Source organism: Nocardia grenadensis NBRC 108939, assembly GCF_001613445.1.
In the GTDB taxonomy this organism is placed as follows: domain Bacteria; phylum Actinomycetota; class Actinomycetes; order Mycobacteriales; family Mycobacteriaceae; genus Nocardia; species Nocardia grenadensis.
Genome location: NZ_BDCJ01000015.1, coordinates 1 through 14,103, shown reverse-complemented (window position 1 = coordinate 14,103; position 14,103 = coordinate 1). Strand labels below are relative to the sequence as shown.

Annotated in this window: 14 protein-coding genes and 4 tRNA genes; 17 read left to right on the top strand and 1 reads right to left on the bottom strand. The window is 65.0% G+C overall.

All coding sequences use genetic code 11. The annotated features are described in order from the left end of the window. Positions 1-147: 147 nt before the first annotated feature. Entirely contained in the window at positions 148-1,170 is a 1,023-nt protein-coding gene (locus NGR01S_RS17495) for a polyprenyl synthetase family protein (RefSeq protein WP_063038108.1), read from the top strand. 456 nt (positions 1,171-1,626) lie between these two features. After that, complete coding sequence (gene htpX, locus NGR01S_RS17490; protein ID WP_063038106.1) at positions 1,627-2,496, top strand: zinc metalloprotease HtpX; 870 nt, start codon at positions 1,627-1,629, stop codon at positions 2,494-2,496. 25 nt (positions 2,497-2,521) lie between these two features. Here the strand turns inward: htpX and NGR01S_RS17485 are convergent, their stop codons facing one another. Further along, complete coding sequence (locus tag NGR01S_RS17485; protein WP_063038104.1) at positions 2,522-3,013, bottom strand: YajQ family cyclic di-GMP-binding protein; 492 nt, start codon at positions 3,011-3,013, stop codon at positions 2,522-2,524. A gap of 196 nt (positions 3,014-3,209) precedes the next feature. On the opposite strand from NGR01S_RS17485, the gene NGR01S_RS17480 reads away from it, so the two are divergent. From NGR01S_RS17480 to NGR01S_RS17410, 15 genes are all read left to right on the top strand, one after another. After that, a tRNA-Tyr gene (locus NGR01S_RS17480) sits at positions 3,210-3,295 on the top strand. Positions 3,296-3,493: 198 nt separating this feature from the next. Beyond that, positions 3,494-3,566 (top strand) — tRNA-Thr (locus NGR01S_RS17475). A gap of 70 nt (positions 3,567-3,636) precedes the next feature. Continuing rightward, a tRNA-Met gene (locus NGR01S_RS17470) sits at positions 3,637-3,709 on the top strand. Between the two features lie 44 nt (positions 3,710-3,753). Beyond that, positions 3,754-3,924 carry a 50S ribosomal protein L33 gene (gene rpmG, locus NGR01S_RS17465; RefSeq protein WP_011211653.1) on the top strand — a complete coding sequence of 57 codons (171 nt, stop codon included), beginning with the start codon at positions 3,754-3,756 and terminating at the stop codon, positions 3,922-3,924. Between the two features lie 324 nt (positions 3,925-4,248). Next, the gene (locus NGR01S_RS17460; protein ID WP_063038110.1) at positions 4,249-5,301 is read left to right on the top strand and encodes a fused (3R)-hydroxyacyl-ACP dehydratase subunits HadA/HadB; all 1,053 of its coding nucleotides are present in this window, start codon (positions 4,249-4,251) and stop codon (positions 5,299-5,301) included. Positions 5,302-5,574: 273 nt separating this feature from the next. After that, positions 5,575-5,647: transfer RNA gene (locus tag NGR01S_RS17455), tRNA-Trp, on the top strand. 31 nt (positions 5,648-5,678) lie between these two features. Then, positions 5,679-6,080, top strand: coding sequence for a preprotein translocase subunit SecE (secE, locus tag NGR01S_RS17450; RefSeq protein ID WP_063038102.1), 402 nt, complete (start codon positions 5,679-5,681; stop codon positions 6,078-6,080). 116 nt (positions 6,081-6,196) lie between these two features. Further along, entirely contained in the window at positions 6,197-6,976 is a 780-nt protein-coding gene (gene nusG, locus NGR01S_RS17445; RefSeq protein WP_063038100.1) for a transcription termination/antitermination protein NusG, read from the top strand. An 82-nt stretch (positions 6,977-7,058) separates the two neighbouring features. Continuing rightward, on the top strand, positions 7,059-7,493 hold the full coding sequence (rplK, locus tag NGR01S_RS17440; RefSeq protein WP_063038098.1) for a 50S ribosomal protein L11: 435 nt from the start codon (positions 7,059-7,061) through the stop codon (positions 7,491-7,493). Positions 7,494-7,698: 205 nt separating this feature from the next. Continuing rightward, positions 7,699-8,412, top strand: a complete 714-nt coding sequence (gene rplA / locus NGR01S_RS17435) for a 50S ribosomal protein L1 (RefSeq protein ID WP_030525642.1) — start codon at positions 7,699-7,701, stop codon at positions 8,410-8,412. Between the two features lie 137 nt (positions 8,413-8,549). After that, positions 8,550-9,113 carry an NADPH-dependent FMN reductase gene (locus tag NGR01S_RS17430; protein ID WP_063038096.1) on the top strand — a complete coding sequence of 188 codons (564 nt, stop codon included), beginning with the start codon at positions 8,550-8,552 and terminating at the stop codon, positions 9,111-9,113. 341 nt (positions 9,114-9,454) lie between these two features. After that, positions 9,455-9,994 carry a 50S ribosomal protein L10 gene (gene rplJ / locus NGR01S_RS17425; protein WP_063038094.1) on the top strand — a complete coding sequence of 180 codons (540 nt, stop codon included), beginning with the start codon at positions 9,455-9,457 and terminating at the stop codon, positions 9,992-9,994. A gap of 75 nt (positions 9,995-10,069) precedes the next feature. Further along, positions 10,070-10,450 carry a 50S ribosomal protein L7/L12 gene (gene rplL / locus NGR01S_RS17420; protein WP_030525645.1) on the top strand — a complete coding sequence of 127 codons (381 nt, stop codon included), beginning with the start codon at positions 10,070-10,072 and terminating at the stop codon, positions 10,448-10,450. 258 nt (positions 10,451-10,708) lie between these two features. After that, entirely contained in the window at positions 10,709-11,791 is a 1,083-nt protein-coding gene (locus NGR01S_RS17415; RefSeq protein ID WP_245664645.1) for an ABC transporter ATP-binding protein, read from the top strand. Between the two features lie 560 nt (positions 11,792-12,351). Further along, positions 12,352-14,103 (top strand): RNA polymerDNA-directed RNA polymerase subunit B (locus NGR01S_RS17410; protein WP_507762099.1); only part of this gene is annotated, 1,752 nt, incomplete at its 3' end.

Genomic DNA, 14,103 nt, shown 5'->3' with positions numbered 1-14,103 from the left:
GCCTACGCTCCGGCCTCCGCGTCGGCATGATGACCGGTCGCCGGCCTCGTTCATGCTCGATCAATACAGTGATGGTGTTCATGGGCGTTCCGACATGAACACGCTAGGTTCATCACCGTGGGGTCGGACGCGTCCTTGGGAGAAGGTATGAGCACATCTGCTGTGAGCGAAGCCGGCACGGTGGTGGCGGGGGTGGACCTAGGGGATCCTGCGCTCGCCGAGACCGTACGCAACGGCCTCGACGACGTGGAGAAACTGCTGGTCGAGGAGCTGTCTTCCGGGGCGTCCTTCCTCCAGGAAGCCGCGCTGCACCTGGCCAAGGCCGGCGGTAAACGATTCCGGCCGCTGTTCACCATCCTCACCGGCCAGCTGGGCCCCCGCCCCGGCGATCCGGACCTCGTCACCGCCGGCACCGTGGTCGAACTCGTCCACCTGGCCACGCTCTACCACGACGATGTCATGGACGAGGCCACCATGCGGCGCGGCGCGGCGAGCGTGAACTCCCGCTGGGGCAACAGCGTGGCCATCCTCGCCGGCGACTATCTGTTCGCGCACGCCTCCCGGCTGACCTCGACCCTCGGCCCCGACGCCGTCCGCATCATCGCCGAAACCTTCGCCGAACTGGTCACCGGTCAGATGCGGGAAACCATGGGCGCCCGCGAAGAGAGCGACCCCGTCGCCCACTATCTGCGCGTGGTCTGGGAGAAAACCGGTTCGCTGATCGCGGCCTCCGGCCGTTTCGGCGGGACCTTCTCCGGCGCGGACGACGACCATGTGGAACGCCTCGCCCGCCTCGGTGACGCCGTCGGCACCGCCTTCCAGATATCCGACGACATCATCGATATCTCCTCCGAATCGGCCCAGTCCGGCAAAACCCCCGGCACCGACCTGCGTGAGGGAGTCCACACTCTCCCCGTGCTCTACGCACTGAGCGAGGAGGGCCCCGACGGCGACCGTCTCCGGACCCTCTTGGCGAGACCTCTGGAAACGGATGCCGAGGTTGCCGAGGCACTGGACCTGCTCGGCCGTTCGCCGGGTATGACCCGGGCGAAGGAGAAGCTGCGCGAATACGCCGATATCGCCCACGCGGAGCTGAAGGCCCTTCCTGCGGGGCCTGCCAATGACGCCTTGGTTCAGTTGGTCCAGTACACCATCGAACGGGTCGGCTGACCCCTGAAACCGGCCCGGACACGGACATCGCTCGGCGAGGCAACCCGCATGTGTCGAGTGTTGCCAGACATTTCGAAGGGTTGAGGCCTGTCTCACCCCTTGGCCGAAGGTGCTCAACGGTCACGCTCTGCGGACGGCCCACCGCATATCGCGGGCGCGAGGCCGAAAACGGTGAGACCGAGGGGCCTGGACCCTGCGCCGCCCCAAGCGGCGCCAAACACAGCACAGCGCCTTGGCGAGCGGGCTCGCGCTCTCACTTTCACCAGCAAGCCGACTTCTCACGTCGGCGATTCGACTGGGCGAGCCCGCCTGCCTCGATTACCCTTTCCGGTCCCGCTCGGCAGCAGGCCGTGCCCGCGAACACGGAACTTCACCGGGCCTGGGATCGTTGTCCTCCTGTAGCGGTTCTGGCCGAAATTCGCGCGTTCGGTCGCGCGCCACGTATACAGGAGTGCTATGCACGGGCACGGGTTTGCGAATGGGATGAAAACGTTCGGGCTCATGGTCGGGCTTTCCGCGCTGATAGTCCTGGCGGGGGCAGCGTTCCGGAATACGACCATTCTGGTCGTCGCGGTTCTGTTCGCCGTGGCGATGAACGGCTACGCGTATTTCAACAGCGATAAACTCGCGCTGAAGGCCATGCGGGCGCAGCCGGTGAGCGAGATCGAGGCGCCGGCCATCTACGGGATCGTCCGTGAGCTGGCGACCACCGCTCGGCAGCCCATGCCGCGGCTGTACATAAGTCCTACGAATGCGCCGAACGCTTTCGCCACCGGGCGTAATCCGCGGCATGCGGCGGTCTGCTGTACCAGCGGTATTCTGCAAATCTTGGACGAGCGCGAATTGCGGGCCGTACTGGGTCACGAACTGTCCCATGTATACAACCGGGATATCTTGATCTCCTCGGTTGCGGGGGCCATGGCCGCGGTGATTTCCGGGCTGGCGAATTTCGCGTATTTCGCGGCGGCCTTCGGTGGGAACCGGGGTGGTTCCGGGCCGAGTATCTTCGGTGTACTGCTGGTTTCCCTACTGGGGCCGATCGCCGCGGGATTGATCAAACTGGCGGTGTCGCGGTCGCGGGAGTATCAGGCCGATGAGTCGGGGGCCGAGCTGACCGGTGATCCGCTGGCGCTGGCGTCGGCGTTGCGCAAGCTGGAGCGTGGGGTGCAGGCGGCACCGTTGCCGCCCGAACCCCGGCTGACCGCGCAGTCGCATCTGATGATCGCCAATCCGTTCCGTGCCGGCGATCGGATGGCCCGGTTGTTCTCGACGCATCCACCGATGGCGGAACGGATCGCGCGCCTGGAGCAGATGGCCGGTCGTTGAGGGTTCGGGCGGTGACCGCCCGCGCCTACCGGTAGTTCACGAATTGCAGGGCGATCCCGAAATCGTCGCCCTTGAGCAGCGCGATAACGGCTTGCAGGTCGTCGCGTTTCTTGCTGGTGACGCGTAATTCGTCACCTTGGATCTGTGCTTTGACGCCCTTGGGCCCCTCATCGCGGATCTTCTTGGAGATCTTCTTGGCGTGCTCGGAGTCGATGCCCTGGACCAGGGTCCCGGTGATCTTGTAGGTCTTGCCGGAAGCCACCGGTTCGCCGGCGTCGAAGGCCTTGAGCGAGATATCGCGGCGGATGAGTTTTTCTTTGAACACCTCGAGCGCGGCTTTCACCCGCTCCTCCGATTCCGCGGTGAGTACCACTTTGTCCTCGCCGGACCATTCGATGCCCGCGCCCGTGCCCCGGAAGTCGTAGCGGGTGTTCAGTTCCTTCTCGGCCTGGTGCAGGGCGTTGTCGACCTCCTGCCGCTCGACCTTGCTGACGATGTCGAATGATGAATCGGCCACACTGCGCTCCTGTTCACTGTTGGATCACCCTGGGTGCTTACGCAAGCTACCTGGTCGGTGCGGCGACACTGTGCGGCCATGGTGGTGGAGGCCGGTTCGGGGCATCTGGCCAGCGGGTTTGCATTCGGGGTGCGGGTTCGTTGTATCCTGCTGAGCGCACTGGGAAAGTGATCGGAAGATCGAAAGTGCGGTACGAGGCAGGTTGCCCGAGCGGCCAATGGGAGCAGACTGTAAATCTGTCGGTGAAAGCCTACGTAGGTTCGAATCCTACACCTGCCACCAGGAAACCCCCGCCGGTGAAGACCGGCGGGGGTTTTCTTCGTCCGGGGTGGTTCCGGGCCCCGGCGCGAGCCGGTCAATTCACCGGAAAATAGCCTCTGACCACTCGGTTTGGTGCTCCTGGTGGTCAGTGTGTACTCTCGTTCAAGTCTTCGAGGCAACGGGTAGGACTTCAGTCGGTTCCCGCTGCTGAGAGGTCGCGCCCCCTTAGCTCAGTCGGCAGAGCGTTTCCATGGTAAGGAAAAGGTCAACGGTTCGATTCCGTTAGGGGGCTCGCCGGATTGCCGGTGGTGTCCCGACTCGGCACTCCAAGCCGCGGCGTCGCCGTCGCAGATGGCGTATAAGGCGGTGTAGCTCAGGCGGTAGAGCAAACGACTCATAATCGTTGTGTCGCCGGTTCGAGTCCGGCCATCGCTACCCATACTGATTGACCCTCTGGTTGACCGGAAAGAAGGCATATCGTGGCCGCGAAGTCCACCGATGTCCGGCCAAAGATCACCTTGGCCTGCGAGCAGTGCAAGCATCGCAACTACATCACCAAGAAGAACCGGCGCAACGACCCGGACCGGCTGGAACTGAAGAAGTTCTGCCCGAACTGCGGTACGCACCGGGCGCATCGCGAATCTCGCTGATCCTCGCGTGACGCCGCTGCGGTAGCAGCGGGTCCCGAGCATTCGGGCACGGCTTCGGCGTGTCGGATGTTCACGGCACCGCGATAGTAGGTTCTCGCCGGATCCCGGTTCGGCGATCGGGGTGCTGCGGGGTTCGTACTTCCTACTCGACGGCGGCGTTCTGGTCCTCGAACTACCGACACCGCGGCCGATCGTCGGCCGTGGTGATGATCAGGTGGCTGCTCGGCTCTTTCGGTCACGCCGACTTCTATCTACGGGCCCGACGCCCAGCCGCCGTGCAGACTCCGTGCTGCGGGGTCAGATAGGTACAGTCCTCCCGTGACAATCAACACCGGTACAGACGAAGCGGTCGCGACGGATACGGATTTCGATCCCGCCGCCCACGCGGCCGCCATGGTCGGTCACCACTATCGTGTCGACGACTACTACGAAGTCGGCCGCGAGAAGGTGCGCGAATACGCGCGCGCCGTCCAGGACGGCCATCCGGCGCACTGGGACGAAGATATCGCCCTGGAGTTCGGCTACGACGGCCTGGTTGCCCCGCTCACCTTCATCTCCCTCGTCGGGATCCTGGCACAGCGCAAACTGTTCGAAACGGTCGTCACCGGCTACGACCTGAGCCAGATCATGCAGACCGACCAGATCCTGGAGTTCCACCGCCCGATCGTGGTCGGCGACCAGTTGATCTGCGATGTGCACCTGCACTCCTTCCGGCAGGCGTTCGGTGGCGACATCATCGTCACCAAGAACATCGTCACCGACCAGCACAACGAGCTCGTGCTCACCACCTACACGACGCTGGTCGGCCGCAGCGGCGGCGATATCGATCCGAACCTCAACGACGCCGTCCGTAAGGTGCTGATGCACGGAATGGACGCGGCGGTTCCCGATCACACCCCGCGTACCCGGCACGTCGTTCCCGCGCCGGCCGTAGGCGAGATCGTGCCGACCCGGTTCGCCCGGTCGTTCGACGAGGTGTCCGTCGGTGACGAACTACCCGCCCGGATCGTCCAACTGACCCGCGGTGACCTGGTGAACTACGCCGGTGTCTCCGGTGACGCGAACCCCATCCACTGGAGCGACGAGGTCGTCAAACTGGTGGATCTCGACAACTGCGTCGCGCACGGCATGCTCTCGATGGGCCTGGGCGGGGGTTTCGTCACCTCATGGCTCGGTGATCCCGGCGCGGTGAAGGAATACAACGTCCGGTTCACCAGCCCGGTGTTCGTGAGCGCCACCGAACCGGCCGAGGTCGAGTTCACCGGCAAGATCAAATCGGCGGATCCGGAAACGAAGACCGCCGTGATCGCGATCGTGGCCAAATCCGGCGGTCGCAAGATTTTCGGCCGGGCCACGGCCACCGTCCAGCTGTCCTGACCTGGTCGAGCGCACCTGATTGGCTTCTGTCACCGGCCGTGCCGTACACTCGGGTTTCTGGGGTCACCAGCCGATGCGCGCTGCTCTGCAAGGCTGGTTCCAGGCGGGGTTTCCGACCAGTGGTCGTACCGGCTGCGTAGGCTCGGACCGACCGGTTGCACCGGCCCCGCCGACGGGGCCGGCACCTGCCGGGGCGGCGCGCGTGTTGTGTGACACCAGCGCCGACAACTGAATATCGCATGTGGCTGGACCACGACAGTCCGGTTCAGCCGAAGGGGCGTAGCTCAAATGGCAGAGCAGCGGTCTCCAAAACCGCAGGTTGCAGGTTCAAGTCCTGTCGCCCCTGCCCTGGATAACGGCGACGAGAGAGGATCGACGTGACCGACGAGCGGGACACTCGCCGCGGCGGATACGGCGCCGACGACGGCGATGACACCGCCGCCGTGCAGCGGCCGAGCGGAAAGCGTTCCGCTCGGCGTAGTCGATCCGTCTCGTCCTCGGCGTCCGATACCGGTTCGCTCGCGACCTTGGATCGGCCCGCCCGCAAGGCCGAGTCGAAGTCCGGCCGCGGCGATCGCGAACGGTCACGCAATCCGTTCGTGCGTTTGTTCAAGTTCCTGCGTGAGGTGATCGCGGAACTGCGGAAGGTTATCTGGCCCAACCGGAAGCAGATGGTCACCTATACGACCGTTGTTCTGGTGTTCGTGATCTTCATGGTCGCGTTCATCAGCGGGTTGGATCTGGCGTTCATCAAGGGTGTCGACTGGTTGTTCGGTTAGCCAGGTGACACCGGCGCCGTGAACCGATCCGCGCCGCGGGCCGGACACAAGTCCCACGCCGCGCCCGAACCCGGCACGCAGAGGATGCACGTGACGACACAGGAAGCGAGTGCCCAGTGAGCACCCCGGAGAACGACACCACCGACGAGTTCCCGGTCGACGATCAGACGGCCGAGGAGGCCGCCGTATCCGTCGAGGAGCCGGCGTCCGACGCCGAGCCCGAGGCTGCCGACGAGGCCGCACCCGCAACCGCCGACGCGGAGGAACCGGACCCGGTCGAGCAGATGAAGGCCGTCCTGCGGCGCGCTCCCGGCGACTGGTACGTCATCCACTCCTACGCCGGTTACGAGAACAAGGTGAAGACCAATCTCGAGACCCGTGTACAGAACCTGGACCTGGAGGACTACATCTTCCAGGTGGAGGTGCCCACCGAAGAGGTCACCGAGATCAAGAACGGTCAGCGCAAGAGCGTCAACCGCAAGGTGCTGCCGGGCTACATCCTGGTCCGGATGGATCTGAACGACGAGTCCTGGGGTGCGGTCCGCAATACGCCGGGTGTCACCGGGTTCGTGGGCGCGACCTCGCGCCCCTCGCCGCTGACCATCAACGAAGTGGTGAAATTCCTGGTTCCGGCCTCGCAGCAGAAGAAGGCGGCCACGCCGGCCGCCGCCGCGGCCGGTACCGAGGCCGTCGGTGGCGAGGTCAAGGCCAAGCCCACCATCGAGGTCGATTTCGAGGTCGGCGAATCGGTGACGGTGATGGACGGTCCGTTCGCGACCCTGCCCGCCACCATCTCCGAGGTCAACGCCGAACAGCAGAAGCTCAAGGTGCTCGTCTCCATCTTCGGACGCGAGACCCCGGTCGAGCTGGAATTCACCAAGGTCGCCAAGATCTAGGCGGCGCCTGTGTTTTCCCGGGGCGGTGGCCCCGGGTCGGAGCTTGCAGAGAGCAAGGAACACCACACCCTAGGAAAGAAAGATGCCCCCCAAGAAGAAGAAGCTCGCCGGGATCATCAAGCTTCAGATCCAGGCCGGCGCCGCGAACCCGGCTCCGCCGGTGGGTCCGGCACTCGGTCAGCACGGCGTCAACATCATGGAGTTCTGCAAGGCGTACAACGCCGCGACCGAGTCGCAGCGTGGCAACGTCATCCCGGTCGAGATCTCGGTGTACGAGGACCGGTCCTTCGACTTCAAGCTGAAGACCCCGCCGGCCGCGAAGCTGCTGCTGAAGGCCGCCGGTGTGCAGAAGGGTTCGCCCGAGCCGCACCGCAACAAGGTCGCCAAGGTGACCATGGAGCAGGTGCGCGAGATCGCGAAGACCAAGCAGGAAGATCTGAACGCCAACGATATCGATCAGGCGGCCAAGATCATCGCCGGGACCGCGCGCTCGATGGGTATCACCGTCGAAGGCTGATACGAACCTCCGCTGCGGGCCCCGCGTCCGCATGGGACAGGTCGTTATAGGCGCAGCGAAGTGATACTTCGCGATCCCGCTTTCGGTGGGAGGGCCGGCCAGGCCCGATAACCACAGCTGAACCACGACATTGCGGCGCGAGCGCCGGGCGCGGTAACCACGAAGCGCCCCGGGAACGCCGCCAATAGAAACAGGACAGAGAAACATGGCAAAACGAAGCAAGGCGTACCTCGCCGCCGCCGAGAAGGTCGACCGCAGCAAGCTCTACTCGCCGCTGGCGGCGACGCGGCTGGCCAAGGAGACCTCCACCACCAAGACGGACGCGACCGTCGAGGTCGCCATCCGGCTCGGCGTCGATCCCCGCAAGGCCGACCAGATGGTTCGCGGCACCGTGAACCTGCCGCACGGCACCGGTAAGACCGCTCGCGTCATCGTGTTCGCGGCCGGTGAGAAGGCGGCCGAGGCGGAAGCCGCGGGTGCCGACGCCGTGGGCGCCGAGGATCTGATCGAGCGGATCCAGGGCGGCTGGCTGGATTTCGATGCCGCGATCGCCACCCCCGACCAGATGGCCAAGGTCGGCCGTATCGCGCGTGTTCTGGGCCCGCGCGGTCTGATGCCGAACCCGAAGACCGGCACGGTCACCACCGATGTGACCAAAGCGGTCAACGACATCAAAGGCGGCAAGATCAACTTCCGGGTCGACAAGCAGGCCAACCTGCACATCGTCATCGGTAAGGCGTCGTTCGACGACAGCAAGCTGGTGGAGAACTACGGCGCCGCGCTGGACGAGATCCTGCGGGCCAAGCCGTCGACCGCCAAGGGGCGCTACGTCAAGAAGGTGACGGTCTCGACGAACACCGGACCGGGCATCCCGGTGGACCCGAACCGCACCCGCAACCTCCTGGAAGAGGACGCGTAAGCGCTGTTCCGAACACAGAACCGCGAAACGGCGGGAGCGTCATCCGACGCTCCCGCCGTTTCGTGTATCGGAATGCTTCCGGATACGGCACGGGCGCCGGAGGACTAGTTTCGTGCGGCCGGTGGTTGCCGCATTGCGTGACGGTGGTTCTGCTGATTTCCGGGAGTACGCGCGCCGGGTCGACCAATACGGCCGCGCTGCGCACAGTGCAGGCAGTGGCCCCGGACGGGATCGAGGCGCGCTGGTACGGCGGACCGGCCGAATTGCCCGCCTTCGTCCCCGAGGCCCCCGAACCCGCCCCTCCCGCGGTGCTGCGGTTACGCCGGCAGTTGGCGGCCGCGGACGCGGTGCTGTTCTGCACCCCGGAGTACGCGGGCACACTGCCGGGCAGCTTGAAGAACCTGCTGGACTGGACCGTGGGTACGGGCGACCTCTACGGGAAGCCGGCTGCCTGGCTCACCGTCGCGGCGCCCGGACGTGGTGACGGCGCCACGGCGACGCTGGCGAGTGTGCTCGGCTACGTCGGTGCCGACGTGGACGAGGGAGCCTGCGCTCGCCTGCCCCTGTCGCGCACGGATATCGGGGGCGACGGGCTGGTCGTCTCGCCGGATTTCCGGGCCGGTGCGGCCGAAGTGCTGCGTCGGCTCGGCACGCGTCGGCGCAGCTCCGATACCGGTCGGCTCGGCGACGATGTCCGCTAGGGGGTGGGCGCCGGCACCGCCCGGTCAACCCGACTATCGCGACCGTTTTGCCAGATGAGGCAGTGCCCGGCTATGCTCGACCAGGTTGTCGACCAGTTCGGCACCACCAATCCGTTCTACCGAAGACCGTAGGTCGCCGATTTCGTATGGAATTGGTCGAAGGTCCGGCGAGAGTGCCGGCGGCCCACGCAGGGAGAGCCGAGGCTGGAGAATCCGCACGCGCAGCCGTGCCGATATTTTCTTTCGCGCCCCGGAACGCTCTGCGTTCGGGGCGCTTGTTCTTTTGCCGGCCCCTGATTCGGTAGGGCATATCCATACCGACATCAGAGAGGAGGCGAAGTATGGCGAAACCCGAAAAGGTTGCCGCGGTCGCGGAGATCGCCGAGCAGTTCAAGGACTCGACGGCCGCAGTCGTCACGGAATACCGTGGCCTGTCCGTCGGTGCGCTCACCGAACTGCGTCGTGCGCTCGGTGCCGACGCCACGTACTCCGTCGCCAAGAACACCCTGGTGAAGCGCGCTGCGGCCGAGGCCGGCGTGGAGGGTCTGGACGATCTGTTCGTCGGACCCACCGCGATCGCGTTCATCTCCGGTGAGCCGGTCGACGCCGCCAAGGCGCTGAAGACCTTCGCGAAGGATCACAAGGCGCTCGTCATCAAGGGCGGCTACATGGACGGCGCTCCGCTGTCCGTGTCCGAGGTCGAGCGGATCGCCGATCTGGAGTCCCGCGAGGTCCTGCTGGCCAAGCTGGCCGGTGCCATGAAGGGCAACCTGGCCAAGGCCGCCGGTCTGTTCAACGCTCCCGCCTCGCAGGTGGCCCGCCTGGCCGCCGCGCTGCAGGAGAAGAAGCAGGCCGAAGGTGGCGAAGCCGCCGCGGAGTAAGACCCGCGTCCCCATTCGCGGAACGGTCGACTCCGGCTCGCCCGCACAGACATTCACTATCGAAAGGAAATATCAATGGCCAACGTTGACGAGCTGCTCGAAACCTTCGGCAATATGACCCTGCTGGAGCTCTCCGACTTCGTGAAGAAGTTCGAGGAGAAGTTCGAGGTCACCGCTGCTGCTCCGGTCGCCGTCGCCGCCGCCGGTGCAGCCCCGGCCGCCGCTGAGGCCGCCGAGGAGCAGGACGAGTTCGACGTCATCCTCGAGGGTGCCGGCGACAAGAAGATCCAGGTCATCAAGGTGGTCCGCGAGATCGTCTCCGGCCTGGGCCTGAAGGAGGCCAAGGACCTCGTCGAGGGCGCGCCGAAGCCGATCCTGGAGAAGGTGGCCAAGGAAGCCGCCGAGGCCGCCAAGGAGAAGCTGGAAGGCGCCGGCGCCAAGGTCTCGGTCAAGTAATACCGACCGGCACTGCCGGAAACGGGCGGTTCCCCACGGGGACCGCCCGTTTTCTTCGTATTACGACCGTTTTTCTCGGGTGCTGGTTAACGGCGGTTCTGCGGTATCGAACTCGGCAACCAGGGTTACTCTTCGGTCAGGTCGGGTGTGCTATGAGGGTGCCATGGGTTACAGTGACCGGACTCGCTGTGACGTGACGCACCGCTACCGGGTCGGTGGTGCAAAGCGGGTAGCTCGCTGAGAAATGTGGAGGTTGGCGTGGGCGTCGAGGTCAGGACCGAGAGTGTAACCAAGTCATTCGGTTCACAGCGGATTTGGCAGGACGTTTCTATTACCCTGCCTGCCGGTGAGGTCAGCGCGCTGCTGGGCCCGTCGGGGACCGGTAAGTCCGTATTCCTGAAGTCGCTGATCGGCCTGCTCCGGCCCGAGCGCGGCTCCATCTTCATCGGTGGTACCGATATCACCACCTGTTCCAACAAGGAGCTCTACGAGATCCGGAAGCTCTTCGGGGTGCTGTTCCAGGACGGTGCGCTGTTCGGCTCGATGAACCTCTTCGACAATGTCGCGTTCCCGCTGCGCGAGCACACGAAGAAGTCCGAGTCCGAGATCCGCAAGATCGTCATGGAGAAGCTCGAGCTCACCGGTCTGCTCGGCGCCGAGGGCAAACTGCCCGGCGAGATCTCCGGCGGTATGCGCAAACGGGCCGGGCTGGCCCGGGCGCTGGTACTGGACCCGCAGATCATCCTGGTCGACGAGCCCGACTCCGGTTTGGATCCGGTGCGTACCTCGTATCTGAGCCAGCTGCTCATCGATATCAATGCCCAGATCGATGCCACGATCCTCATCGTGACCCACAACATCAACCTGGCCCGTACCGTGCCGGACAATATCGGCATGCTGTTCCGCCGTCAGCTGGTCATGTTCGGCCCGCGCGAGGTGCTGCTCACCAGCGAGGAGCCGGTGGTCAAACAGTTCCTCAACGGCCGCATGATCGGCCCCATCGGTATGTCCGAGGAAAAGGACGAGGCCCAGATGGCGCGCGAGCAGGCGATGGTGGACGCCGGCCATCATCACGGTGGTGCCGAAGAGGTCGATGGCATCATCCCGCAGATGAAGGCTCAGCCGGGGATGCCGGTGCGCCAGGCGGTGGAACGCCGCAAGAACCGGGTACGTGAGATCATGCACACTCTGCCGCATGCCGCGCAGGTGGCCATTCGCGAGTCGCTCGATCAGAACGACGAGACGATGGTCATGTCCTACAATTCGGGCCAGCGCGCCGGTGACCGCGGTAGCGAGTTCCCCGGGTCGGATTTCGACACCGCGCAGTACCCCAAGGTGTAAGAAAGCGTGTTTCCGAAAGCAGCGCGTCGGGTTCGCACCCGGCGCGCTGTTTTGTGCCCGGGGGAGTGTTTCCGGGCCGCGGCGGCCGCCGTATCCGGCCGGAACTGGGCCGATGCGGTGGGTCGTTAGTGATCTTGTAGCGCGGCCGGCCTTTGGAAGGACACCAGGTCGGCACGGCCACTTGACGAGTTTCGCCGGACCAGTCACGCTATTGGTGGCGGCTTCGGCCGCCGTCGGTAGTGGACGACCGCCAGCGCCGAATTCGTTGTCGGAGGCTCCGCCCGTGGACCGGAACGCAGCCAGCGGAACCGGCCCGGCGCGTCAGCCACGCAACGCTTCGCCGGGGTGGTACTTTGACACCTCCGTATAGGTAGGTGTAGGTTTGGACGTTGCGCTGGCTGCCTCCTGTCCATTCCTTGATCGCACTACGAAAGTCCCACCCTTCCGGTGTTGCTTCCGTTGTTTGCTGTTCGAGTCTCGTTCGGGTCGTGACCAGCGAGAATCCCAAAATGTAGCAGACAAGCGACGGTCGCGGACCACCACGCGACGCGCGTGAGGTGCTGGAAGGACGCATCTTGGCAGTCTCCACCCAGACAAGCGCCAATACGAAGCTGGGAGTTTCCGGGGGTATTCCCGGGGCTCCGTTGCGGGTGTCTTTCGCGAAGATCCGGGAGCCGCTGGAGGTGCCCGGACTTCTCGATCTACAAACGGAATCTTTCGCCTGGTTGGTCGGCACACCGGATTGGCGTGAGCGGGCTGCCGCTCGCGGTGACGGCGGGCTGGTCGGCGGGCTCGAGGAGGTACTCGAGGAGCTCTCGCCGATCGAGGACTTCTCCGGCTCCATGTCCCTGTCCTTCTCCGATCCTCGCTTCGAAGAGGTCAAGGCCTCGATCGACGAGTGCAAAGACAAGGACATGACCTACGCGGCGCCGTTGTTCGTCACCGCGGAGTTCATCAACAACAACACCGGCGAGATCAAGAGCCAGACGGTCTTCATGGGTGATTTCCCGATGATGACCGACAAGGGCACCTTCATCATCAACGGCACCGAGCGTGTCGTGGTTTCCCAGCTGGTGCGTTCGCCGGGCGTCTACTTCGATCACTCCGTCGACAAGAGCACCGAGAAGGACTTGCACAGCGTGCGGGTCATCCCGAGCCGTGGCGCGTGGCTGGAATTCGACGTCGACAAACGGGACACCGTCGGTGTGCGTATCGACCGCAAGCGGCGTCAGCCGGTGACCGTGCTACTCAAGGCCCTCGGCTGGACCAGCGAGGAGATCACCGAGCGTTTCGGGTTCTCCGAGATCATGATGTCCACGCTGGAAAAGGACAACACGGCCGGCCAGGACGAGGCGCTGCTCGATATCTACCGCAAACTACGCCCGGGCGAACCGCCCACCAAGGAGTCCGCGCAGACCCTGCTGGAGAACCTGTTCTTCAAGGAGAAGCGTTACGACCTCGCGCGCGTAGGTCGCTACAAGATCAACAAGAAGCTCGGCCTGCACCCGGGTGAGGCCATCGACGGGTCCGTGCTGACCCGCGAGGACATCGTCTCGACCATCGAGTACCTGGTGCGCCTGCATGCCGGCGACCGTACGATGACCGCCCCCGGCGGTGTCGAGGTCCCGGTCGATGTGGACGATATCGACCACTTCGGCAACCGGCGTCTGCGGACCGTGGGCGAGCTCATCCAGAACCAGATCCGGGTCGGCCTGTCCCGGATGGAGCGCGTGGTCCGCGAGCGGATGACCACCCAGGACGTCGAGGCCATCACGCCGCAGACCTTGATCAACATCCGCCCCGTCGTGGCCGCGATCAAGGAGTTCTTCGGAACCTCCCAGCTCTCGCAGTTCATGGACCAGAACAACCCGCTCTCGGGTTTGACCCACAAGCGCCGCCTCTCGGCGCTGGGCCCCGGCGGTCTGTCCCGTGAGCGCGCGGGCCTCGAGGTCCGCGACGTGCACCCCTCGCACTACGGCCGCATGTGTCCGATCGAGACCCCGGAAGGTCCGAACATCGGCCTGATCGGTTCGCTGTCGGTGTACGCGCGGGTCAACCCGTTCGGTTTCATCGAGACGCCGTACCGCAAGGTGGAGAACGGCCGCGTCACCGACGAGGTCAAGTACCTGACGGCCGACGAAGAGGACCGGCACGTCCGGGCCCAGGCCAACTCCGCGGTCGATGCCGACGGCAATTTCGTCGAGGCCCGGGTGCTGTGCCGCCGCGGTAACGAGGAAATGGAATTCGTCGACGCCACCGAGGTCGACTACATGGATGTGTCGCCGCGGCAGATGGTGTCGGTGGCGACGGCG